24 protein-coding genes are annotated in these 23,918 nt (G+C 61.6%); 4 read left to right on the top strand and 20 right to left on the bottom strand.

Annotated elements, in window-relative coordinates:
• Positions 1-151: 151 nt before the first annotated feature.
• The 3 genes from DWU99_RS19270 to DWU99_RS19260 form a co-directional block, all read right to left on the bottom strand.
• Complete coding sequence (locus DWU99_RS19270; protein WP_115479716.1) at positions 152-595, bottom strand: rhodanese-like domain-containing protein; 444 nt, start codon at positions 593-595, stop codon at positions 152-154.
• A gap of 76 nt (positions 596-671) precedes the next feature.
• Positions 672-1,088, bottom strand: coding sequence for a hypothetical protein (locus DWU99_RS19265; protein ID WP_115479715.1), 417 nt, complete (start codon positions 1,086-1,088; stop codon positions 672-674).
• Between the two features lie 27 nt (positions 1,089-1,115).
• Complete coding sequence (locus tag DWU99_RS19260; RefSeq protein WP_115479714.1) at positions 1,116-1,598, bottom strand: YiiD C-terminal domain-containing protein; 483 nt, start codon at positions 1,596-1,598, stop codon at positions 1,116-1,118.
• Positions 1,599-1,677: 79 nt separating this feature from the next.
• On the opposite strand from DWU99_RS19260, the gene DWU99_RS19255 reads away from it, so the two are divergent.
• Genes DWU99_RS19255 through DWU99_RS19245 form a run of 3 tightly spaced genes read left to right on the top strand, consistent with a single transcriptional unit; the run spans position 1,678 to position 4,859 of the window.
• A complete protein-coding gene (locus tag DWU99_RS19255) occupies positions 1,678-2,484 on the top strand; it encodes a uroporphyrinogen-III synthase (protein ID WP_115479713.1) in 807 nt (268 codons plus the stop codon).
• Positions 2,485-2,493: 9 nt separating this feature from the next.
• Complete coding sequence (locus DWU99_RS19250; protein WP_115479712.1) at positions 2,494-3,603, top strand: uroporphyrinogen-III C-methyltransferase; 1,110 nt, start codon at positions 2,494-2,496, stop codon at positions 3,601-3,603.
• Positions 3,600-4,859: a heme biosynthesis protein HemY gene (locus DWU99_RS19245; RefSeq protein ID WP_115479711.1), complete on the top strand. Its 1,260-nt coding sequence runs from the start codon at positions 3,600-3,602 to the stop codon at positions 4,857-4,859. Before DWU99_RS19250 ends, DWU99_RS19245 begins: the two co-directional genes overlap by 4 nt.
• A 127-nt stretch (positions 4,860-4,986) precedes the next feature.
• Here the strand turns inward: DWU99_RS19245 and DWU99_RS19240 are convergent, their stop codons facing one another.
• From DWU99_RS19240 to DWU99_RS19215, 6 genes are all read right to left on the bottom strand, one after another.
• Positions 4,987-5,535, bottom strand: coding sequence for a hypothetical protein (locus tag DWU99_RS19240; RefSeq protein WP_115479710.1), 549 nt, complete (start codon positions 5,533-5,535; stop codon positions 4,987-4,989).
• Positions 5,536-5,556: 21 nt separating this feature from the next.
• Positions 5,557-6,801: a peptidoglycan-binding domain-containing protein gene (locus tag DWU99_RS19235; RefSeq protein WP_115479709.1), complete on the bottom strand. Its 1,245-nt coding sequence runs from the start codon at positions 6,799-6,801 to the stop codon at positions 5,557-5,559.
• Positions 6,802-6,833: 32 nt separating this feature from the next.
• Positions 6,834-7,574 carry a lysozyme inhibitor LprI family protein gene (locus DWU99_RS19230; protein WP_199535868.1) on the bottom strand — a complete coding sequence of 247 codons (741 nt, stop codon included), beginning with the start codon at positions 7,572-7,574 and terminating at the stop codon, positions 6,834-6,836.
• Between the two features lie 284 nt (positions 7,575-7,858).
• The gene (locus DWU99_RS19225) at positions 7,859-8,413 is read right to left on the bottom strand and encodes a hypothetical protein (RefSeq protein ID WP_115479707.1); all 555 of its coding nucleotides are present in this window, start codon (positions 8,411-8,413) and stop codon (positions 7,859-7,861) included.
• Positions 8,414-8,483: 70 nt separating this feature from the next.
• Positions 8,484-8,690, bottom strand: a complete 207-nt coding sequence (locus DWU99_RS19220; RefSeq protein ID WP_115479706.1) for a hypothetical protein — start codon at positions 8,688-8,690, stop codon at positions 8,484-8,486.
• 31 nt (positions 8,691-8,721) lie between these two features.
• Positions 8,722-9,453 carry a lysozyme inhibitor LprI family protein gene (locus DWU99_RS19215; protein ID WP_199535867.1) on the bottom strand — a complete coding sequence of 244 codons (732 nt, stop codon included), beginning with the start codon at positions 9,451-9,453 and terminating at the stop codon, positions 8,722-8,724.
• Positions 9,454-9,869: 416 nt separating this feature from the next.
• Here DWU99_RS19215 and DWU99_RS19210 point away from each other — a divergent pair, with 416 nt between their 5' ends.
• Positions 9,870-11,525 (top strand): MASE1 domain-containing protein, encoded by a 1,656-nt coding sequence (locus tag DWU99_RS19210; protein ID WP_115479704.1) that lies wholly within the window; start codon positions 9,870-9,872, stop codon positions 11,523-11,525.
• A 25-nt stretch (positions 11,526-11,550) separates the two neighbouring features.
• Here the strand turns inward: DWU99_RS19210 and DWU99_RS19205 are convergent, their stop codons facing one another.
• From DWU99_RS19205 to DWU99_RS19150, 11 genes are all read right to left on the bottom strand, one after another.
• A complete protein-coding gene (locus DWU99_RS19205; RefSeq protein WP_115479703.1) occupies positions 11,551-12,012 on the bottom strand; it encodes a hypothetical protein in 462 nt (153 codons plus the stop codon).
• A 191-nt stretch (positions 12,013-12,203) separates the two neighbouring features.
• A complete protein-coding gene (locus DWU99_RS19200; RefSeq protein ID WP_115479702.1) occupies positions 12,204-12,899 on the bottom strand; it encodes a response regulator in 696 nt (231 codons plus the stop codon).
• Positions 12,896-15,559 carry a sensor histidine kinase gene (locus tag DWU99_RS19195; RefSeq protein ID WP_115479701.1) on the bottom strand — a complete coding sequence of 888 codons (2,664 nt, stop codon included), beginning with the start codon at positions 15,557-15,559 and terminating at the stop codon, positions 12,896-12,898. The genes DWU99_RS19200 and DWU99_RS19195 overlap by 4 nt, the downstream gene beginning before the upstream one ends.
• Positions 15,560-15,727: 168 nt before the next feature.
• Complete coding sequence (gene kdpC / locus DWU99_RS19190) at positions 15,728-16,306, bottom strand: potassium-transporting ATPase subunit KdpC (protein WP_115479700.1); 579 nt, start codon at positions 16,304-16,306, stop codon at positions 15,728-15,730.
• Between the two features lie 10 nt (positions 16,307-16,316).
• Entirely contained in the window at positions 16,317-17,798 is a 1,482-nt protein-coding gene (locus DWU99_RS19185) for an outer membrane beta-barrel protein (RefSeq protein ID WP_115479699.1), read from the bottom strand.
• Positions 17,799-17,865: 67 nt separating this feature from the next.
• Complete coding sequence (locus DWU99_RS19180) at positions 17,866-18,069, bottom strand: hypothetical protein (RefSeq protein ID WP_115479698.1); 204 nt, start codon at positions 18,067-18,069, stop codon at positions 17,866-17,868.
• Between the two features lie 12 nt (positions 18,070-18,081).
• Complete coding sequence (gene kdpB, locus DWU99_RS19175) at positions 18,082-20,154, bottom strand: potassium-transporting ATPase subunit KdpB (protein WP_115479697.1); 2,073 nt, start codon at positions 20,152-20,154, stop codon at positions 18,082-18,084.
• 35 nt (positions 20,155-20,189) lie between these two features.
• Complete coding sequence (gene kdpA, locus DWU99_RS19170; RefSeq protein WP_115479696.1) at positions 20,190-21,992, bottom strand: potassium-transporting ATPase subunit KdpA; 1,803 nt, start codon at positions 21,990-21,992, stop codon at positions 20,190-20,192.
• Entirely contained in the window at positions 21,989-22,081 is a 93-nt protein-coding gene (gene kdpF, locus DWU99_RS19165; RefSeq protein ID WP_115479695.1) for a K(+)-transporting ATPase subunit F, read from the bottom strand. Before kdpF ends, kdpA begins: the two co-directional genes overlap by 4 nt.
• Before the next feature lie 486 nt (positions 22,082-22,567).
• Complete coding sequence (locus tag DWU99_RS19155) at positions 22,568-23,143, bottom strand: FUSC family protein (RefSeq protein ID WP_115479693.1); 576 nt, start codon at positions 23,141-23,143, stop codon at positions 22,568-22,570.
• 13 nt (positions 23,144-23,156) lie between these two features.
• Positions 23,157-23,918, bottom strand: a 762-nt coding sequence (locus tag DWU99_RS19150; protein ID WP_158543366.1) for a 3'-5' exonuclease, incomplete at its 5' end; no start/stop codon positions are given.

The raw sequence follows: 23,918 nt of genomic DNA, 5'->3' as shown, positions 1-23,918 counted from the left end.
GACAGGACTGGCCCGAAGGGTGATGTCCAGAAGGCTCGCATGCTGCGCCGCGCGCCTTGAAAAGACGGCCAGTCTTCCCTGCGCCGCGCAACGCGGCCTGTGAGCCATCTGCACATCATGACGCCTGCGCAAACTTGTTCAGAGCATCCCTTCAGTTCTTGCCTTTCGCGACGGGCAACTGCGCCTGCTGCCAGGCCAGCACACCGCCGCCAAGCGTGTAGACACGGGTGAACCCGGCCTTGATCAACCGCTGCGCGGCGCCATCGGAGCCGCGGCCGTCCTTGTCCATCACCACCACCGGCAGTTCGCGGGCCTTGGCGAGGTCTTTGTTCTCCGGGTCGAACTGGCTCATGGCGACATGCTTGGCGCCCGGCACATGCATCTTTTCGAAATCGGCGATGGCGGACAGGTCGATCAGCAGCGGACTGTCGCGGTTGATCAGCTGCGTGAGTCCGGCCGGCGTCAGCTCGGTGTACTTGCGCATCAGCACCATGATCTGGGTGACGATCAGCGCGATGACCAATCCGGCGAACAACAGGGACAGTTCGAGATGGTGGCCCGCGAACTGGGGCAGCTTTTGCAGGAAATCGTTCATGAACTATCCACAGGCGCGGGCGAGGCCGCGCGGTTACAGGTAAACGCCGGATTATAGCCTCAGCGCACGATTACGCTTAGTTCTGGGGTGCGATATCTGGCAGACCGCTTTCCAGCCACCAATGGCTCTTGTCCGGGTCGTACCGCCAGACCTGGTGGTCGACGATGGTTCTTACGGACTGGGTGTGAATGTTGGTCAGGCTGATCTGCACGTTTTGACGCACTTCGTTGTCGCTTACCGGGATCGGGCCGTTGCCGTCGTCATAGCCGCTGACCTGCACTTGATCGAAGCGAGCGCGGGCGAGGTCGGTAAGAGGGTGCGCCGCGCGCACTTTGGGGTCGACGAATTGCTCGGCCGCCTCGAAGCCATCGAAGCGTACGGCGTTGGCGTACTGGATCATCGTCAAACTGAGCGCATCCTGGCGCTTGTTGGTGGCGCAGCCGGACAGCAGCAGCGCGGTCGACAGCAGGATCGGACCGACAATACGACGCATAACGCGAACTCCCCTCCGAGTCGAACGCTATTGTGCCGCAGCCGCGCGGCGCTTTGCCACGAACTGTGCCGCAAGCGTGGCGGCCGGCTTGCCGGGTTCGCCCGGTACGTGGCAGGTCACGGCTATGCGCGCGCGGCCACGGGCGGCCAGGGTGGCGAAGAAGGTGTCCCAGTCCGCTTCCTCGGCGCGCTGTGCCTCGGCCGCGAAGTCGTTCCATACCGGGCTGAGGTAGCGGACCGTGGATTCGCCCACGTAAACATCGCAGTCCTCGCCGTGCCGGCGCAGCGCCAGTTCGACCAAACCCCAGCCCGTGAGAGTCATCAGGCTCACCAGACTACCCCCGAAGGCGCAGCCCTTGTCGTTGACGTTGGGTGCCAGCGGAGTGGCCAGGCGCAACCTTTCGCCGTCGTAATCGCCCAATTCCAGCGCCATCGCGCGGGCCAGCGGAATGCCTTCATGGATAAAGGCCACCAGGGCCTGGGCGGCAGCCTGCAGATCGGGTTTGTTCATCGAGCGTCGTCTTGGGGAAGGGGAACGACAAGTGTAGACGCTACACTCCGGTCCTGACCTTTTTCCGGCGGAATCTGGCGTGAGTGCGCAATCTTCACAACACGGTGGAGTTCTGGCCGGTTGCACCGTCGTGATCACGCGACCCGCAGGCACGGGTTCCACGCTGGCGCGAAGGGTGCGCGCGCTCGGCGGGGTGCCGTTGTTGTTGCCCGGGGTGTCGCTGCGCGCGGCGCCCGATCGGGAATCAGTGCGAGCGGAGTGGGAAAAGGCGCAACGCGATGATGTGCTGATCTTTACCAGCCCCACTGCGGTTCGCCACGCCGTTGCTCTCGCACCGCCGTCGACGCGCGCGAGTGTGATCGCGGTAGGGCAGAGTACGGCACGGGCGCTGCATCGCCATGGGATCGACGCCCAAGTCCCGGTTGCGCGGCAAGACAGCGAAGGCGTGCTGGATCTGCCTGTGCTGCAGCATGCGCAAGATCGTCACGTAACCTTGATTACCGCACCGGACGGGCGCGGGTTGCTGCAGCAGCAGCTCGCCGCACGCGGCGCCGCGGTGCGCGAGGTGCACGTCTACCGCCGGACCGCGCCTAGATTGGGAAGGCGTCATATCCAGGCCGTGCAGCATCTACCCGCTACGGCCTGCGTGCTGCTCTCCAGCGCTGAATCCATCCAGCATCTTCAAACCCAGTTGCCTGAAGAAGCCTGGCGGCGGCTGTGCTCGGCAAATGCCATCGCCAGCAGCGAGCGGATCGCAGATCAGGCCCGTTCCAGCGGCTTTTCGCGGGTTTACTTGGCTCGATCGGCGGTGTCCGACGATCTGCTCGCCTGTGCCTGTGACGTCTGTTCACACACATGCCACGAAGCGGACCGCTTGGGCTGTTAGCATTCGCCCATGAGCCAGGACGACCTCACCTCCGAACGCACCGCGCCCACGGGCGTGCCCTCCGAAACCACGCGTGCCAACCGGCCGCAGACGCCGCCGCGCTCGAACGGCGGCACGCTTGCGCTGGCCTTGCTGCTGGCCCTCATCGCCATCGTCGGGGTGGGCTACGTGGCGTGGAGGCAGTGGAACCTCACGCACATCAGCACCGTGGCACTGCGCACCACCACCAGTTTGGAAGAGCGCGTCAATGGCATGGAACACGCGCTCAACGGCGCGGCCAGTCAGGATGCCGTGCTGATCCAGCGACTGAACGATGCCGACCAGGTCAATCGCTCGCTGCGCGAAGAACTGCTCTCGCAGGACCAGCGCATGCGCGACCTGGAAGAGGCGGTCGGCAAGCTGTCGGAAAAGACGCTCTCCGGCCAGGACGCCATGCGGCTGGATGAAACCGAATCCCTGCTGCGCATGGGCGCCGAGCGCTACACGTTGTTCCACGACGCGCAGACCGCCGCGCAAGCCTATGCACTGGCCGGTCAGTCGCTGGCGGCAGTCAACGACAACGCTTTTGGCGGCGTGCGCCAAAGCATCGATGCCGAGCACGAAGCGCTGCTGAAAAGCCAAACCGCGGATCGCGAGCAATTGCTCCATGCCGTCGTGCAATTGCGTAACGATCTTCCGAATCTGCCGCTAAAGCCTTTGGATGAGCCGGCTGCGAATACGGACAACGGCTTCTGGGCACGCATCCATCGCGCCTTGTTCAGCGTCATCAAGATCACGCGCGACAACGGCGCGCCGGTCGATATCGCCGATGCGCGCATTGCACGCGAATTGGTCGCGCTGGATCTTGCACAGGCACAGACTGCGCTGATCGCATGGGACGACGATGCCTGCACGGCTGCGCTCAAGCGCGCCGATGCCGGCCTCGCTGTGCAATTCGATGCGCAGTCGCCGGCCGTGCAACAGGCGCGCGAACAGATCGTGACGCTCGGCAATCAGCTCAAGCCCGCGATTCCGGTGATGCTCGGCGGTGCGCTCAGCGAGCTGCGCAACCTCCGCGCCGTGCACGCGCTCAAGCTTGAGTCCGACAGCATGCCATCTTCCAGCGGGAAGAAGCCATGAAGCTGTGGCGATGGATTCTGTTGCTGGTCGTAGTGGCTACGCTAGCGGCGTTTTGTTGGCATTGGGTCGCCGAGGATCCGGGCGAAGTGCTGGTGCGTTTTCGTGGCTTTATCGCAAAGACCAGTCTGCTCACCGCCGTGTTGCTGTTGCTGCTCGCATGGGTGTTGGTCACGGTGCTTTGGCGCCTGGCGCGTTGGCCATTCGGTGCGTTTTCGCGGCGCCACCGCAAGCTGAGCCAGCAACGTCTCGCCGATGGTCTGGTGGCGTTGATGGAAGGCCGCCATGGCGATGCAGAACGCGATCTCAATCGTGCCTCCCGCTTGGGCACCTTGCGTGGACCGGCCTTGCTTGCGTCAGCCGAAGCATCTTCGCGTCGCGGCGAACACGGCCGTGCGCTGGAATCGCTGGACGAAGCGGCACAGGTCGCCCCGCGCGCAGCGCGCGTCTTGCGCGCGCGCGTGTTGCGTCGTGACGGCAAGCCCGCCGACGCGTTGACCTTGCTGATTCCCGAAGCCGACAGCGGCAGTCTCAGCCCTGGCGGCTGGCGCGAATACGCACTCGCGGCACTGGCAAGCGGCGACATGCGCCGCGCACGCGCCGCGCTCGATCCGTTGCAGAAAAGCGGCGTGCTGGGTACTCGCGGCTACAGTGCGCTGGAAACGCAGGTACTGGTCGCCAGCCTCAATGCAGCGACCGATGGCGCCGTGCTCAACACATTGTGGTCGCAGCTGCCGAAGGCACAGCGCCGCGCGCCGGCCGTCGTCGACGCGTACGCGCGCAAGGCCGCCGGTTATGGCCTGGTGCTTCCGGCGATGGATGAAGTGGAATCCGCGCTGCGTCGCGAATGGTCGCCGCAATTGGTGGAAACCTACAGCATGCTCGCCGGCGACGATCTCGAAGCACGCCTTCGCCGCGCCGAAGGCTGGCTGGATGGTCATCCCAACGATCCGAGCCTTATGCTGGCGCTGGGTCGCATGTGCGTGCGAATGAACTTGGGCAACAAGGCGCGCCAATACCTGGAGCGCTCGATTGCGCTCGCGCCGAGCGCCAATGCATGGGAAGCCTTGGGCGACATGTACACCGCCCAGGGCGACGCCACGCTCGCGCAACGCTGCTATCGCAATGCCATCGCCTTGGCGCGTGGCGATGCGACCGAGCCATTGCCCGACACCAACATGGTCGGCGGCCGTCTGGATACGCGACCCGTCGCCATCGAAGAACGCGATTCGCATGGCGTGCCACGCTTGCGCAAGTAAGGCGATTGTCGTGAGAAGCTGATAGTCGTGAGCTTCGACTAGCGGACCGGATGTTCTCGGGAGTTTGACATCTACTCAAGCCGCTAGCCCGGTAGCCGGGCCCCATTCGAAGAGGCTTGTCCGACGATCAAGTCTGATCGAGTCGTACCCATTTTTTGCCAATGAGCGCACAGATGCCTTGAGCATCCGGGCATGGCGCCAGTTTGCCGGCGGCTTCGGCTGCATTCACCTGGCGGACCCATTTGGCCTGCTGAAGGATTTGACGGGCATCCCAAGCGAAATAAGCAGCGACGCCGATAATCACCACGCCGCTGAGTGCCAGGCCGATGAATGCTTTCCAGGCCGTGGCGACATGCACGCGGTCGATCATGGCAGCGCGCTGCTGTAGATTGCGGAGCGCGCTTTCGAGTCCGCCCACTGCCTGGCCCATACGATGGAGCAAATCGTTGACCGCGCTGTTGGCGCCGGCAGCAATCACCCTTGACGCGTTTTGCTCCAGTCGTTCGGAGCCGAGCGCCGCCGACTGATCGGCGGCGCTCGCCAAGCTCGTCGCGGTTTGGGTTATCCGCTGGGTCGCCTGATCAAATTGATCGACCAGCCGGCCCTCAAGCTTTTCCAGACCTGCGGCAAACATATTGATCTTGACGATCAACGCTTCGAATTCCTGTCTGTCCATGGCTACGGCTCCTTCCTTTGATTATCGCGTCATGACCGGACCCTGTTGCCGCACCTGGGTCTGTGCCTGCTGTTGCAGTAGCTGCGCCTGTTGCATCACTTGGGCTTGCATCTGATTCGCTTGTGCACCCATCGCCAACCCAGCCAGCCCCTCGGGCGATTGCGCATAGGCATGGCCAACGGCCGTCATGCCGTTGATATCCCCTTTGCCGGCAGCAGCACAGATGGCCTCGAACATGTCGTGCACCGAGCTATCCTTGGTGATGTCGAAGGCGGTGGGACCATTGAGCGCGTTCGGGCCTTGGTTCTTTTGCAGGGCATCGACCTGCGTGGTCAAGGCATTGGCCGTATCTTTGCCGACGACGCCATCGGACGTGAGACCTTGGTCTGACTGAAAAGCTTTGACGGCTGCGTAGGTGGACGGGCCGAAATCGTTGTCCACGGGGAGAGGCTTGCCTTTGGCATCCGTGTAGCCGAGGTCGCGCAGCTGCTGTTGTGTGATCCCTACCGCTTCGCCGCGATCACCTTGACGCAAGCTTTTGGGATGCGCCATGGAATCGGCTGAGCGCTGTTGGTTCTGCGTAGCGGAGCCCAGCCCAAGCTCGTCCATCGCTTTGTTGAAGCGTTCTTCGCGGCCTGCGACGCCGCGCGCATTGGCTGGGTTGTGGCCAAACTGCGTCGCACCGATGAACGTCTGGATATCTTCTCGAGTAGGTGGGTTGCCCGCTTGTACGGTGATGCCGGTGGTCTTCAGGGTTTCCGACTTCCCGGCCAGAAACCCGACAAGCTGAGGGCCGGCATGGCCGAACTGGTTGGCGTAATCAGCGATACCTAACTGGAGTTTGGGGTCTTGGACGATGGCGTCGGCGGCCGTCGGGTTCAGCGCGCGAACCCGATCGATGGCGCTCCCTACGTCAGCAACCCTTCTATCCAGCTGGTCGTTGGTGAACTGATCGATCTTCGCCTGCGGAATCGCCTGCAGCTTGGCATCGAGGGCGTCCAATTTTTCGCGCGACAGACCCCCATGCGATTTCAAATCCTTGATGTCGGCAGTGCCGAAACCGTTTGCTGTCAGAAAGTCTTCTACCGGATTGTTGTTGTCGGCACCGGAGTGGCCGACATCGAATTGCAGCAGGCCGAACGAATAGGTGCTTTTGGCGAGCCCAGCATAGGAAAAGTGATTGGAATCTACCGCTTTGCCTCCAAGCTCAGTGGCAACATAAACCGTAAGCAGTTGTTCGCGGGTGATGGTGGCGCTATCGGACATGGCCGACTCCTTCTAATTCATAGGTGTGCGCATCAACCGCCATAGCATTGCGAATAAGTGAAATCGATCAGGCGTTTATCGGAGGTATCCTGCTGTGTGACTGGCTGTACCTGGAAATCGCCGATCATGTCGTCGTTGCAGATCGCCACGTTCTGGCGTTGCGTACCATTTTGCAAGACACAGTAGCCACCAAAAATCTGCGCGCCAGGCCCTGGACCAATGTGCATCCCATCCGATAGGACGATCAGCCGATGACAACCGATAATTCGACCGCTTTGCTTCTGCTGCTCCAGAGATTGATTGAACGAGTCGATCTGATCATTGGGGTCTCGGGAAACCTGCGCGCCGACGTCACAATAATGGATACCGTGCAGATAGGCGCCGGGCTTTATGCAGTGGGACTCTCCGTCCTCAATGTTTTTCTCATTGCGTGCCAACATAGCGATGCGGTCGGTGTAGACCTGCCGCAGGCACGCCACGTCCAGGCAGATGCCACGGGTGTATTTGATCCAGTTGCGCTGTTCTTTGGCGAGCTCCTTTTTGCCATACGCATCCGTCGCCAGCAGCGCCGTTTTGTAGGCTTGTTGCAGCTTGTCGTCCAGCGCGGACGTTTCGGCATCGCTACAGATCAGCTTTTCCGTGCCGCTCGCGGCCTTGTTGCAATCGAAGCTGGCGGCAAGGGCGTCATGCGCCGAACCCATCAGGATTAGCGCAAAGAGCAACGTCATCGTACGCAGAGAACAGGTTTTCATAGTGAGCACTAAATTCTGCATGTCGTTGGGTGCATGGAAAATACACGATGGTGAGAATCCCGCCACAGGCTGACACTATTGCCGAGTGAGCGGCCTACCGCTTTGTCAGATGATGCCCGCAGAGAAGAAATGATCGCCTTTCAGGTGCGGTTTCATGTCATTACCTCAAGTCAATGGCCTGGCAATGGCATGGGCAAGCATTGCCGCAATTGACTCGAAGGGCAGTCTCCCACTTGGTCAGCGCGCGACTTGGTCTATCTGGGATTGTTCATGGAATTCTACTTTTCATGCGGCGCGATTGAGACTCACTTGTCCGGCGTTTTGGTGAAATCCCAATCGGTTACGATTAAGCTGGCGGCGTTTGCACCATTCCAACCATTGGTGTCGCCGTAGGTGGTGATCCGGATGATTTCCGGCGTGTCGGCATGGCGGAACTGCATGTTGCAATAGCCATCGCCGCTACAGACGTTCAATTCAGGCATTTGCTGGCAAAGCTGGCAATTGCCCAAGTCCGGGTGCTTGCCACACAGATCCTTGTAATTGCCGCCCACCACATTCGCCATGCACATAGCCGTCGCCACGGGCTGCCAGCCGTTTGTTAACAGCTGTTTGCGAATCGTGGCATAAGGTTTGCCCTTTTGGACAAGGCTCAGCAGTGCTTTAGGCACATCTGGACTACTCGCGGCGGGCGCAGCCAGTCCAGCACGCGCCACGTCTTGCGAATCGCCGATTGGGGCGTTGTTATGGTCGCTCCCATTGGCAGAGAGCTGTAAGGGGCCGGCGCCGCAGGCGAAACCAGTCAATGGGACCCACGCGAGTAGAACCAGCAACCCGACAAACAACCTCACGCGCTTGCGCATGCCTGCTACTCCCTTTCCGTGAACCGCCATTACATTTGAAGTCTTGCAGCGACGAGACTGAATAGTTAATTCAGAGTTTGTCATGCGATAGACGTCTTGGGTGCTTTCGGATCGCTGTCATGATCCGATCCGCGAGTTGCAGCTGGCCGAACGAATAAGAGCTGCTGCCGAGCCCGGCATAGGAAAAGTGATTGGAATTACCCGTTTTGCCTCCTAGCTCAGTGGCAATATAAACCGTACGCACTTGTTCGCGGGTGATGGTGGCGCTATCGGACATGGCAGATTCCTTCTGGCTCCTGGGAGGGGCTTCAGTACCCGCCGTAGCAGTTCGTGTAGGTGAAATCGATCAGATGTTTGTCAGTGCGGTCCTGCGGGCTGACGGGCTGCATCTGGAATTTTGCCGTCATGTCGGCATTGCAAATTTCCACGTCCTTGCGTTGCATACCATCTCGCAACACACAGTAGCCGCCAAAACTTTCATTGCTGTTTGCATTGCCCACGGGCTGGTTGATCAGCCGGCTGCAGCTGATGATGCGGCCGCTTTGCTTCTGCTGCGCCAGAGATTGATTGAACGAGTCGATCCGATCATTGGGGTCTCGGTAAGCTTCCACATAGACACCACAATCATGGATGCCGTCTTGATAGCCGCTGGGCTTTATGCAGTAGGACTCGTCGTTCTCAATGTCTTTCTCATTGCGCGCCAACACAGCGATGCGGTCGGTATAGACCTGTCGCAGGCATGCCGCGTCCTGGCAGACACCACGGGTGTATTTGATCCAGTTGCGCTGTTCTTTGGCCAGCTCCTTTTTGCCATACGCATTCGTCGCCAGCAGCGCCGTCTTGTAGGCCTGTTGCAGCTTGTCGTCCAGCGCAGACGTTTCGGCGTCGCTACAGATCAGCTTTTCCGTGCCGCTCGCGGCCTTGCTGCAATCGAAGCTGGTGGCAAGGGCGTCATGCGCCGAACCCATCAGGATTACCGCAAAGAGCAACTTCATCGCGCGTAGAGAACAGGTTTTCATAGTGAGAACTAAATGCTCCATGTCGTTCGGTGCATGGAAAATACACAATGGTGAGAATCCTGCCACAGGTTGAAACTACTGCCGAGTGAACGCCCTGCCGCCATGCCAGACGCTGCCCACAGTGAAGACATGATCGCCTTTGTGGCCTTTCAGATGCGGTTTCATGTCACTACCTCACATCATTGCTGTACATCGTCTTCAGTGGATGCGCGTAAGCGGACATATTTGATTGCCGCCTTTCGAAAGCGGAATCAGTCAATGACCCGCAAGCACCGTCAGACTTCACTGATAGAGCGGCGAGTCATGTTCGTCTTATGTCTAAGGAATTGCCGCAGCCATGCTGGGGCCTCATGAGATAAGCCCATACATGGACAAGCCAGCGCGTCATGCCTCGGGGGAAACGGGGAGCATGAGCTGGCCAGAGGGAGAGGGAATGCATGCGCAGTACCCGTATCAGTAGGGCGATACAGACTCATCGCTGGTTGATCCATCTGGCCGTAGCGCTGGGGTATGCGCTGGTCTATCTGTCCATCGCGCAGACGTTATCAAGTGCCCCTTGGCCGTTTGTCGCCGGGCTTCGCATGGGGTGTCTTTTGTTGGTGCCTTATCGCTACTGGCCTGCGCTGGCACTGGGTGAAGTGGTGCCACTCGCTTATCGCTTTCTCGGGTACGCGGGCGATTGGGGAGTGACGGCGGCTGTGCTTTCGTCGATACCTCCTATCGGGTTGGCCATGCCTGTGGTGTGGTGGTTCCGCAAGCGCGCAGCGATTTTTCCATGGCCGCACCTGGTCGATGTCAAGAAGCTACTGTGCTGTGTGCTTGTGCTTTCCGTGTTGTGGGCGTCGACACGTTACGTGGCCGTGTTGACCGTCCAAACGCCAACCGGCGCTTATCCCGTCGCACCGGGCACCGCCTTTTCGTTTTTTATTGACTACTACTTGGCCTTGCTATCGGTAACGCCGTGGGCTGTCATGGTTCGCCTCCGCGATCGGGAGGCGCCATGGCAACGTCCGTCATGGCGCACCATGGCAGCCAACTCCTTGGCGCGAGATGCTTCCATCGCTGTGCTGATGTTCGCGGTGCTGACGGCGTCGTATCGTGTGGTCGCCGACACCATCAAGCCCGTCGTGATGCTGGTGCTCTTTTTTCCTGCGCTGGGGCTGGCACTCAAGCACGGATGGCGTGCCTCGGTGCTGGGCGGAACCCTTTGCCTTATCAGCATAAGCCTGCTGGTGGAATGGAAACCGGACCCCGGCACGCAGCAGATTCAAGCGGTGCTTGCCTTCACCATTACCTGCCTGTATGTCTTCGGTGCACGCCTGTCCATGCAAATGCGGCTGCTCGAACAACTTCAGGACGACACCCGGGAAGCGCAGCAGATTGCCCAGAAGAATCTCCTGTTCGGCGAACAGCGCCTGAGGCAAAGCGCGCAGGCGTTGGAATGTGTCGTAAAGATCATCAGCCTGGACTATGCCGATGTGCTGCAACGCTTCGTGCCCAACGAAGAGCGGGACGCGTATGGCAACCAGGCCTGGGCCTTGCAGCAAAGCGTCTCCCGGCTGGCGGAAACGCTTCATCCCAGCGCGTGGCGGGATCGAGGGCTAGCCTCGGCGCTGGATGAAACCATTGGCCAGGTGCTGCGTGAAGCCGGCATGAGCTACACGTGCGACACACCGGGGCGCCATCTACGCTTCTTGTCCCAAGCCTTGCAGGTTGCGCTCTACCGCATGGCCTGCGAGGCCATCGTCGGCATCAGCGCATCGCCCGCTTGCACCAGCATCCGCTTGGCGCTGCGCACCGGGCGACGCGATGGCATCCACTGGGTGGCCGTAAGGGTGGATGGCCGGCTCGACGACAGGCACGTTGCGACCGCCATACTGCAAACGCAAGAGCGCGAGCGCGTGGCGCCCAAGCTGGGCGCCACGGCGAAGACCTTCGACGAACTACAGCAAGTGGCCCGTCTGTTCCAGGGCAAGGCACGCCTTCGCGCCACCTCGGCAGGATGGCGTTACACCGCACTGCTAAGCGATGCCGTGTTAGGGAACTCACGCCGACGCGCCAAGACGACGCCCGTTCGTCTGTGGGTAAATTGAAGATGGCGGAGTAATGGAAGCAGCATCACTGAGCAACGATCCCATTCAGAATGCAGTGTGCAGGATCATCACAACCAGAAATCGCCACGACGCTGACGCTGCCATCGCTTTGCGGCTCAGCCGTCACCGTCAGGCTGTCGTCGTGATAGAGCACCTGGGTGAAATCGGTTGGCGAAGTGTTTTGGATGATCGCAACGTTTTGCGCATCGACTCCGATCGGTAGTGCGAACGTCACGCCCTGTGTGATCGCCACGGCGGCACGCACGTTGCCCCGAAGATCATTGACTTGAATGTACTCAATGCCATCACGTTCAAAGCGATACACGTGGTAGTGCACACTGGTGCTGACGTCCGGTGCGTTGGGCCACGATTGGCCCAAACCTGAGACCGGCGCAGCGTCACGCGCAGCGGCAGCGGTGGTCAAGCCTGATGCGATGAGGCTTGCCAGGATGGTTTTGCGAAGGAGATTGCTAGAAATGCCAAGCATGGCGCGTCCTCTGCTGAGTGATCATGTCCCCTGGTAGGTGCAACCTAGCAGGGAAGCGCCCACATGCAGATCCGATTTTTCTCCACGTTGGGTACGGCTTTTGAGTTCAGCAACTGTGGAGGTTGCCTGCTGCAATGCAGTCCAACCTGCTTGGCTGTGATTGATTTAGCGAGCCTGTCACAAGCGATGTATCAGCCGCCCGGCAAAAACCGATAACCCACACCCGGCTCAGTCTTCAGCCATCGCGGCGCTGCGGGGTCATCCCTCAACTTCTGCCGCAACTTCCCGAGTACGATGCGCAGATAATGCGTGTCCTGCACATGCGTGCCGCCCCAGATTTCGCGCAGCAACTGTTGCTGGCTGACGACGCGCCCGGCATGGCGCACCAGCATCGCGAGCACGGCGTACTCCTTGCGCGTAAGCGCCAGCTGCACGCCATCGAGAAACACCTCGCGCAGGCCCAGGTCGATCTGCAGGTGGCCGTCGTCGTAACGAGGCGGCGCTTCGGTGCCGACCACGCGATTACGCATCAGTGCACGCAGGCGTGCCATCAGTTCCTGGATGCCGAACGGCTTGGTCATGTAGTCGTTCGCGCCTGCGTCGAGCGCTTTCACCTTTTCTTTTTCGGTGTCGCGCACGGACAGCATCAGCACGGGTACTTGCGACCATTGGCGAAGTTCCGCCAGCACCTCGTGACCTTCACGGTCGGGTAGGCCGATATCCAGGATCACCAGGTCGGGATCGCGTGTGGCCGCGAGCGCGAGTCCTTCGGCCGCATTGGCCGCAAGCAGCACTTCGTAGCCTTCGGCGCGCAGGCCGATATCGAGAAACTTGCGGATCTGCGTCTCGTCGTCGACGACCAGTACGCAGGGAGTGGTGGCGCTCATGGCGGGGCGGGTGGGTTGGGCAGCGGAAGACTAATACGAATGGTGGTGCCAACACCTTCGCCGGGCAAGGCTTCGACGCTGCCGCCGTGGGCACCGATCATGCCGCGGCAGATCGCCAGGCCCAGGCCGGTGCCCTGCGGCGCGCGGTCGCCGCGGGCCACCGAATAGAACATGTCGAAGATGCGCGCGCGTTCCTCTTCGGGAATGCCCGGACCACGGTCGATCACGTCGATGAACAACCGGTCGCCGGCGATGCGCACCATCACGCGCACCGCTTCGCCCGGCGGCGAGAAGCGTGCGGCGTTTTCAAGGATGTTGAACAGCGCCTGTTCGATCAGCGCCGGATGCACGAACAGCAGTATGGTTTCTTGAGGCAGGATCGTGTCCACCCGCAATTCGGGAAACAACTTGCGCAATCGTGTCACGGCAGATGCCACGATTTCGGCCGCATCGGTCCAATCGCGGTTGAGCTTGAGCGTGCCGTGGCCCAGGCGGGTCATGTCGAGCAGGTTCTGGATGTAGCGATCCAGGCGCTGGCCTTCGCCGAGGATCGCGCTGAGCAGTTCCTTGCGCTCGTCCACCGGCAGTTGTTCCCAGTAGTCGGACAGCGTGCCGGCCGAGCCGATCATCGAAGCCAGCGGCGAACGCAGATCATGCGACACCGAGGACAGCAGCGCGTTGCGCAGGCGCTCGGTTTCGCCTTGTACGCGCGCGCCTTCCAGTTCGGATGCAAGTCGCGCGCGTTCCAAGGCCTGGCCGATGTCCTGCACCATCGCCAACGCCAGGCTGCGCCGATCGATATCCGGCGAGCCGCCATTGTCAAAGTGAAGCGCCGCCACTCCAAGACGGTGCTCCTCGGTGCCCAGCGGCAGCATCCAGCAGCGCGCGGCGTTGAGGGTGTCGGTGTAGCGACCGGCGGGTTCGGCGTGTTGTTCGCACCATTCCGCTGCAGCGAAGTCCTGCGTCGTCAACGTCAGTGTGCGGGAACTGTTGGCGGCGATCTGCAGGCGATGCTCCACGTCGCGCGCCAGGATGGCCGCGTCGCAGCGCAGGACGTGTGCCAACGCGAAAGCGCCCACTTGGTGAATCCCTTCCGCATCGGGGCTTGTGGACAGTCGTTGTCCCAACGTCAGAAGCGCATGCGAATACTCGTGCGCGGCGCGCAGCGATTCCACCTGGCTGGCAAGGCGCGTGGCCAGGCGGCTGCATATCAGCGCGACCACAAAGAACAACGTCACCGCCAGTACGTCGTCGAAGTTGGCGATGGCCAGGGTGTAGCGTGGCGGTGCGAAGAAGAAGTTATAGCCCAGAAAGCACAGGGCCGCGGTGTAGACCGCTACCGCCATGCGCGTGCGCACCGCCACGATCATCACGCCGGTGAGGAAGATCAACGCGAGATTGGCAACGGAAAGATAGCGGTCGGCAATGAACGCCAGGCCGATGGCGATGACGGTGACGATGGTCGCGAAGACGTATTCGTCGCGCCGCCCGTACGTCGCCGGCATCAGCCGCAACCGCTTGCGTGCACGCACCCGCTCGGTGGGCGTGGCAATGATGGTCAGTTCCAGATGCGCTCCGCGCCGCAGCAGTTGCTGTGTCAGCGAACGTCCGAGCATGCGCGCGAAGAAGCGTTCGCGCGTGCGTCCCAGAATGATCTGGCCGACGCCTTCGCGGTCGGCATGCACCAGCAATTCGTCGGCAATCGCATGGCCGCGCAACACCGTGGCTTCACCGCCCAGTCGGCGTGCCAGGCGCATCGCTGCATCGATGCGTTCGCGACGCGCGTTGTCCAGCCTGGCCCCCGTGTCGACGAATACCACGCTCCACGGTGCGCTGCGGCGTTCGGCGATGCGACGCGCGACGCGCACCAGGTATTCGCTTTGCGCATGACCGTCGATGGCGGCCATCACCTGGCGGCGCACCGGCATCTTGCCGCCGCGCGCCAGCATGTGTTCGCGCAGATCGCTGTCGACGTGGCCTGCGACGGTGTCCACCGCCAGCTCGCGCAATGCAGCGAGATTGGTCGGGGAGAAGAAGGCATCGAGCGCGGCCGCAGCGGTTTCAGGCACGTAGACTTTGCCTTGCCGCAGGCGTTCGATCAGTTCGCGCGGCGGAAGATCCACCAGCACGATATCGCGTGCGCGATCGAGGAAGTTATCCGGCACGGTTTCGCGCACCGTGATGCCGGTGATGCGTCGCACCTGGTCGTTGAGGCTTTCCAGATGCTGCACGTTGAGCGCGCTGTACACCTCGATGCCGGCGTCGAGGACTTCGGCGATATCCTGCCAGCGCCGTTCGTGACGGCTGCCGGGCACGTTGCGATGCGCGAGTTCGTCGACCAGGAGGATATCCGGGCGTCGTGCCAGTGCTGCGTCCACATCGAATTCGGTGAATTCGCGACCTTGATAGGTCAGTGTGCGGCGCGGAAGTACTTCGAGGCCTTCCAGCAGCGCGGCCGTTTCGGCGCGGCCGTGGGTTTCCACCAGGCCCACCACCACATCCACGCCTTGGCGCTTGAGCTCGCGCGCAGCCGACAGCATGGAGTAGGTCTTGCCTACGCCGGGTGCGGCGCCGAGAAAAATCTTCAGGCGGCGGTTGCGTTCTTCCTGCACGACATCGAGCAGGGCGTCGGCGCGTGCGTCACGGGAGGTGTCGGTCATGAGGGCATCATAAGGCGTGTGCTTACACTCTTGCCGCGTTAACTCCCTCTCCTACGTGTAGTAGGGGAGGGCTGGGGAGGGGTGAAGCCATCAAGGTTGTCGCAAGCTCGTGCAACCCCACCCCGGCCCTCCCCTGCAAGCAGGGGAGGGAGGAGAGAGCGCAGCGCCTTATTTGCTCTGCAATCCATCCAGCGCCAGATTCAACTGCAGCACGTTCACGCGCGGCTCGCCGAGCAGGCCCAGCTGACGTCCCTGTGTAAATTGCGTCACCAGCGCCAGCACTTGCTCGGCGCTGAGATGACGCGCATGTGCCACGCGCGCCACCTGATACTGCGCGGCCGCAGGACTGATGTCCGGATCGAGGCCGCTGCCCGACGCCGTCACCAGGTCCGCAGGGACCGGTGTGGCATTGCCCGGATCGGCCTTGCGCAACGCGTCGATGCGCTGCTGTACCGCATCGCGCAGCGCCGTGTTGGTCGGTCCGAGATTGGAACCGTTCGAGGCCGTACCGTTATTCGGCTGTGGCGTGGTGGCGGACGGACGACCCCAGAAATACCTGGGGTCGTCGAAGTACTGGCCGATCAGCTCCGAACCGATCGGCTTGCCATCCTTCACGATCAGGCTGCCGTTGGCCTGATGCGGAAACAGCATTTGTGCCACGCCGGTGGCCACCAGCGGGTAGGCGATGCCGGTGATGATCGTCATCACCAGCAACATCGTTACAGCATTGCGAATCAACCGGCTCATGGCGGTTACCTCAGTAGTGAATGATCGCGTCGAGCAGGGCGGTGAGCTGGTGATCCTTCTTGCCGCCGTTATAAGCGTTCAAGTCATACGAACGCTCGTAACGCAGTTCTGGCTGGATCTCCAGATCCTGTGTCACGTAGTGCGTCAGGCCCAGCGTGTGGCTGCTGTAGCGTGTGGCGAAGCCGGTGCGGTTGCCCTTTTCGTCGTTATAGAACTCGTTGCGGAACGACATCATGTTGCTGGGATCCAACTCGAAGTTCAGGTAGTTCACGGCGCCGAACTCGCCGCCCGTGCCGGGCAGGGTCGACTGGGTTTCGCGCGTCCAACCTGGTCCCAGGCCCGGAATGTTGCGGCCGTACATGCGGTACGCCTCGGTCAGCATGTTGATTTTCTGGCTGAATTTATGACCCCAGGTCATGACGTACATCTGCACGTTGTTGTAGTTGATATCCGACTTGTTCCAGTTGTTGATGCAGGGGTAGAGCATGTCGTTGTTGCTGGCCGATACCCAGCGCACGCAGGTCTGCAGCGAGGGACGTGCGGAACTGTTCCAGGGCGCGACGTCGTTGCTGGCATCGATGCCGAGCTGGAACGTCCACTGCTGGCTGAGCCGCGTGGTAGTCAAGATGCCGGTCTGCGTATACGGGTCGACCGTGTACAGGATCGAGTGCGTCATCAGGAAGTTCTGCGGCGAGAACTGCGCCTCGATATCCGGCAGCGACAACCAGCGGCCGACGCGGACCACCATGCCCTCCGCGACCCAGGGGATATACAGGTCGTAGTAGAACAGCATCGGGTCGTCACCGTAGATCTTGCCGTTGAGCGGCTGATTCGGCGCAGGATTGTTCAGCAGCTGATTGCTGAAAACACCTTTCGTGACGGTGTAGTGATAGTCGTAACCGTACAGGTTGGAAATGTCGAAGCCCCAGTCGATGTGATCGGTCTGAACCGTATCTTCGACGCGGGTAATCGTTGTCACGACCTGATCCAGCTCCACGCGATTCGGACGCGTGTTGTAGGAGAGCGGATAGTTCGTGAAGTTCGACGTGCTGAAGTTCGCGGCCGGTGTCACCCAGCCATACACTTCGATACGGTTGCGCTGCATCCACTGGCCGACCTTGGTGCAGCTCAGTGCCTTTTCCAACGGATAGGTGTTATCGGTATCCGGCACGCCGATCGGTGTGGGCACGCCGCCCAGCTGCCACTCGGCGTTGGGGAAGGGCGGCGAGTCGAACGGTGCATCCATCGCGCGGCGCTTCGGTGCCTGCGCATTCGGATCGGCCGGCTGGGCATCTTCACGATACGCCGCTGCAAAGCGCGACAGGAAACCATGACTGCAATCGGTGCTTATCGACGCGACGGGCGATGCCGGCAGGCTGGTGCTTGCCGGCATATTGCTGACATTGGTGGATAGGGTCGATTGCGCCATCACCTGTGACACAGGGGCAACAGCCAGCAGGATCGATGCGACAAGAGCCTTCTTGAAGTACATACCTTCCTCTCAAACGGGGTCGTAACTGGGCCGGTATCGCCCAGTCAAGCGACACCGAATCGTTGGTTCAGATGCCGGCGTAGCCGCCGAGCACGTATTCGTCTTCCGCCGACAGCGGCTTGTTCGGTGCCGGGACGGCACCGCCCCTGGACTGGCCGCGCACCGGCAGTTCTATCACCACATCGCAGTCGGAATCATTAGACGAGACTCGTAATTCCATTTGGGGGTGAGTTGCATCGGGGAGCGACACAGACAATTTCAGGGTTTGCATAACAGCGCCTCCTCAGGCGAGTCCAAACAAGACCAGCAGCATATCGATCAGCTTGATACCTAAGAACGGCACGACGATGCCGCCCAGGCCATAAACCAGCAGATTGCGCCGCAGCAGCGCACCGGCGCCAAGCGCACGGTACTTCACGCCTTTCAGCGCCAGCGGAATCAGGAAAATGATGATCAGCGCGTTGAAGATCACCGCCGACAGAATGGCGCTCTGCGGCGTGGCCAGCTTCATCACATTCAGCGTGTTGAGTGCCGGATAAGTGGTCGCGAACGCCGCCGGAATGATCGCGAAATACTTGGCCACGTCGTTGGCGATGGAGAACGTGGTCAGCGAGCCGCGGGTGATCAGCATCTGCTTGCCGATTTCCACCACTTCGATCAGCTTGGTGGGGTTGGAATCCAGATCCACCATGTTGCCGGCTTCTTTCGCCGCTTGCGTACCGGTGTTCATGGCCACGGCCACGTCGGCCTGCGCGAGGGCGGGCGCATCGTTGGTGCCGTCGCCGCACATGGCGACCAGGCGGCTCTGCGACTGCATGGTGCGAATCAGCTTGAGCTTGGCTTCGGGCGTCGCTTCGGCGAGGAAATCGTCCACGCCGGCTTCGGCGGCGATGGCGGCGGCGGTGAGCGGGTTGTCGCCGGTCACCATTACCGTCTTGATGCCCATGCGACGCAGTTCGGCGAAGCGTTCCTTGATGCCGCCCTTGACGATGTCCTTCAGCTCGATCACGCCCAGTGCGCGGTCGCCTTCGGTCACGATCAGCGGCGTCGCACCGCGGCGCGCAATGTCTTCGGCCATGCGCTTGACGGCGGGCGGCAGGTGGCTGCCGAGGCCGTCGAGATAGCGTTCCACGGCATCCAGTGCGCCCTTGCGGATCTGGCGCTCGCCCATGCTCACGCCGCTCATGCGCGTCTGCGCGGTGAACGGAACGAACTCGGCGTGCAGCGATTCCAGCTCGCGCTCGCGCAGGCCGAACTTCTCCTTGGCCAGCACGACCACGCTGCGGCCTTCGGGTGTTTCATCGGCCAGCGACGCAAGCTGCGCGGTATCGGCGAGCGTGCGCTCTTCGATGCCCGGAGCGGGGTGGAAGGCGACGGCCTGGCGATTGCCCAGCGTGATGGTGCCAGTCTTGTCCAGCAGCAGCACGTCCACGTCGCCCGCCGCTTCCACGGCACGGCCGGACGTGGCGATCACGTTGGCGCGAATCATGCGATCCATGCCGGCGATGCCGATGGCGGAGAGCAGTGCACCGATGGTGGTCGGAATCAGACAAACAAGCAGTGCAATCAGTACGGTCAGCGTGATCGGATTGCCCTTGCCGGCGACCTGCACGCTGTAGATGGAGTAGGGCAGCAGCGTGGCGCACGCCAGCAGGAAGATCAGCGTGAACTTGGCCAGCAGGATCGTCAGCGCGATCTCGTTCGGCGTCTTGCGGCGCGCTGCGCCTTCCACCATCGCGATCATGCGATCGAGGAAGCTTTCGCCGGGGTTCTTGGTGATCTTCACCACCAACCAGTCCGACAGCACGCGCGTGCCGCCGGTTACCGCGCTGCGATCGCCACCGGCTTCGCGAATGACCGGTGCCGATTCACCGGTGATCGCGCTCTCGTCGACGCTGGCCGCGCCGACCAGCACTTCGCCGTCGCCCGGAACCTGCTCGTTCGCTTCCACCAGCACGTAGTGGCCGGTGCGCAACTCACTCGACGGCGTGAACACGATGGCGGCATCGCGCTTGGGCTCGGCCAGCTTCTTGGCAATCACATCCTTGCGCGAGCTGCGCAGTGCGGCGGCCTGCGCCTTGCCGCGACCTTCCGCCAAGGCTTCGGCGAAGTTGGCGAACAGCAGTGTGAACCACAACCAGATGCTGACCCAGAAGATGAAGCCCGTTGGCGCCTCGCCGTGGCCGGCGAGTGCCTGTACCCACAGCAGCGTGGTGAGAACGCTGCAGACGAATACCACGAACATCACCGGATTGCGGAACTGCAGCCGTGGCGAAAGTTTGCGGAACGCATCCGCAACGGCCTTCCCGATCAGCGCGCGGTCGAAGCTGCTAACGGCGTGTGTATGCGAAGTCATGGAATCAGAATTCCTATTCAATCAGCCCGTATGGGTCAGTGCGCCGACATCAGGTATTCGGCGATGGGACCGAGCGCGAGCGCGGGCAAAAAGGTGAGTGCGCCGACGATGATCACCACACTGGCCAGCAGCGTGACGAACAGCGGCGTGTGCGTGGGCAGCGTGCCGGCCGATTCGGGCACATGTTTCTTGGCGGCCAGTGAGCCGGCCATCGCCAGCATGGCGATGGCGAGCATGTAGCGTGCCCAGAACATGCACACGCTCAGCATCACGTTCCAGAAGGGAATGTTCGCGGAGAGACCGCCGAATGCACTGCCGTTGTTATTGGTGGCAGACGTCACCGTGTAAAGCATTTCACTGAAGCCGTGCGCACCCGGGTTACCCACGGTGGCGGTCGCGGTTGGCGTCATCACGGCGATAGCGGTGCAGATCACTACCAGCGCGCAGGGAATCAGCACGGCGAGGCTCGCCATCTTCATCTCGTACGCCTCGATCTTCTTGCCGATGTATTCCGGCGTGCGGCCTACCATCAGGCCGGCAATGAACACCGCGACGACCGCGAAGGCGAGCATACCGTAGAGACCCGAACCCACGCCGCCGAAGATCACTTCGCCCAGCTGCATCAGCCACATCGGCACCAGGCCGCCGAGCGGAGTCAGGGAGTCGTGCATGTTGTTCACCGCACCGCACGATGCGGCCGTGGTGATGGCGGTGAACAGGCTGCTGGCAGCGATGCCGAAGCGCGTTTCCTTGCCTTCCATGTTGCCGCCCGACTGCAGCGCCGAGGCGTGCTGGTCGATCGAAAGGCTGTGCAGAATCGGATTGCCGGACTGCTCCGCCGCAGTCACGCCGATCGCGAGCGGGATGAAGATCACCAGCATCGTGGCGAGAATCGCCCACCCTTGGCGGCGATCGCCCACCATCTCGCCAAAGGTGATGCACAGGCCGCCTGGGATCAGGAAGATCGCCAGCATCTCAAGGAAGTTGGAGAATGGCGTCGGGTTTTCGTACGGATGCGCGGAGTTGGCACCGAAGAAACCGCCACCGTTGGTGCCCAGCATCTTGATCGCAATCTGCGATGCAGCGGGGCCCATCGGAAGGGTCTGCGTGGTGAGCTGCGCAGGCTTGGTGACAGCATTGCCGGAGGCATCCTTGACGGGGTTGCCGGCCGCATCGGTCACCGGGTTGGCGTACGTGCTGGTCTGTGCCACGGGTACGTCCACATAGGCCTTGAAGTTCTGGATCACGCCCTGCGATACCAGCAGCATCGCCAGCAGGAACGACACCGGCATCAGCACGTACAGCGTGGTGCGCGTCAGGTCCACCCAGAAGTTGCCGATGCCCTTCACCGTCTTGCGCGCAAAACCGCGCACCACGGCGATCGCCACGGCAATACCCGTTGCTGCAGACATGAAGTTCTGCACCGCCAGCGCGGCCATCTGGGTGAGATAGCTCATCGCCGACTCGCCCGAATAGGCCTGCCAGTTGGTGTTGGTGATGAAGCTGATCGCCGTGTTGATCGACAGGTCCGGCGACAGCGCCGGAAAATGCTGCGGATTCAGCGGCAGCCACTGCTGCGTACGCTGGAAAGCGTATACCGCCAGCATGCCCATCACGTTGAAGAGCAGCATGGCAATGGCGTAATGCTTCCAGCTCATGTCCTCTTCGGCGTTGACGCCGCAGATGCGGTAAACGAACCGCTCGACGCCGCCGCCAAGGCGCGTGATGCGGTTGGGCTGGTCGGCGTACACATGCGCCATATAGCGGCCCATCGGTTTGATGAGCAGCAGAAGGACAACCAGATAAACACCGATCTGGATGAAATCGTTGGCAGTCATTCGAACCACTCCGGTTTCAACAGCGCCACGCACAAATAGACTGTCAAAGCCACCGCAATGGCGGCGGCCAGTCCGTAGAAGAAGTTCATGGGATTCGCTCCGTTAGATAGTCGCGGCCGCGCCGCGCGCAGTCAGCTGCGTGGCCCTAGGCGGTCGCAAAGCAACAGAAAGCCCAGCGTGGCCGCAGCCAGCACGAAACCGAAAAGTAGATAGATGACGTCCATGGGTGCACTCGATGCCTCACAGCTGCGAATTGTGAGGATCGGGGCATAAGAAGCGGGTAGCGAAATCGGCGTCCGGCGTATAGAACGCGTAAATTTTTCCGGGGCGAAGGAACTTGGTCGGCTTGATGCCAAAGCTAAGCGCCTGCTGCGCAAAGGGATAGGCGGCCCTTTGGGCTCCGTCCCCGCTTGCAGGGGAGGGTTGGAGAGAGGTTGCACAATCTTGCGCCGACGCCAGTGCGTGCCACCCCCTTCCCGGCATCTCCGTGCTTCGCAGGGGGAGCAGCAGCCCTCGGTGCATCAGACTTTCTTCCGCGTGCGGAGCGTAACCCTGCGTTTAACTGGGAGATCGGTTCAAGTATCTGCGTGCGGATCGCCGATCAACCGCGCTTCCAGCCAATGCGCGATGCGCGTCACCACCAGTGCGCTGGCGATGCCGATGGTCACTTCGCCAAGCCGGGTGAGCGCAACGGTCCAGAACGCACCTTCATGCGGCACCAGCATCACGATCGTCACGGTGGTTGCGCTGAGCTTGCCTGCGCTGCCGATGTTGAAGCTCCAGCACAGCACGATCGCCACTGCCATCGTGATGGCATAAACCACGTAATTGTCTTGCGCCAGGGATGCGCCGATCAGCGCGACCGCTGCGCCGATCGCCGCGCCGATCACCTGGTCCCGCGACAATTTGCGTGTGTCGATGTAAGTCTGCTGTGTCACCGCTATCGCGGTCAGCGCGCCCCAGAATGCCTGTTGGGTATGCAGCAGCAAGCCCAGTCCGTAACCCATGCTGCCGGCAACCAATGCCTGCGCCGCCATGGACAAACCGACGATCAGTCGATGGCTCCATGGTAATCGTGCATATAACTGTTCCATCTGCTGTTGGAAGTAGCCAAGCTCGCGTCGGTCCTCGCGAATGCGTTGTTCGCTCATCGGCGCGCTCTCCTCAGAGCGGTGTGAGGTTGGCGTAGGCGGCGACCAGCCATTTGCTGCCCGCGCTTTCGAAATTCACCTGCAGACGCGTATGCGCGCCGCTGCCTTCGGCACTGACGACCACGCCTTCGCCGAAGCTCGGATGACTGACACGTTGCCCCAGTTTCACCGGCAAATCATCCTTGAGCGACGGCGGCGGCTCGGCGAAGCGCCCCGCGTAGAGCGGGCGGCTGACTTGAACGCGCGGCCTTACCTCGTCGATCAGCGACGGCGGTACTTCGCCGAGGAAGCGCGAGGGCCGCGCCAGCATTTCGGCACCATGCATGCGTCGCGATTCGGCGTGGGTGATGATCAGGCGTTGCCGTGCGCGCGTGATGCCGACATAAGCCAGGCGACGTTCTTCTTCCAGCCGCCCTTCGTCTTCGACGGAGCGTTGGCTTGGGAACAGGCCTTCTTCGAGCCCGACCAGAAATACCAGCGGGAATTCCAGTCCCTTCGCCGAGTGCAGTGTCATCAGCTGCACGCAATCGTCCCAGGATTCGCCCTGGCCTTCGCCGGCTTCCAGCGCGGCATGCGAAAGAAAGGCGGGCAATTCGCTTAAACCCGCTTCGATGTCGTCCGGCGTCAATTCGAAACGGCTGGCGACGTTGACCAGTTCGTCGAGGTTCTCCACGCGCGATTCGGCGTTGCCGCGGCTGTCCTTCTCGTAGAAATCGCGCAGGCCCGATTGCGTGATGGCGTGGTCGATCTGCTCGGCGAGAGCGAGCCCGGTGTC

The sequence above is a fragment of the Dyella psychrodurans genome, assembly GCF_003363265.1.
Lineage (GTDB): Bacteria > Pseudomonadota > Gammaproteobacteria > Xanthomonadales > Rhodanobacteraceae > Dyella_B > Dyella_B psychrodurans.
Note: the sequence above shows the minus strand (reverse complement) of the source record. Positions and strands in the feature narration are given on the sequence as shown.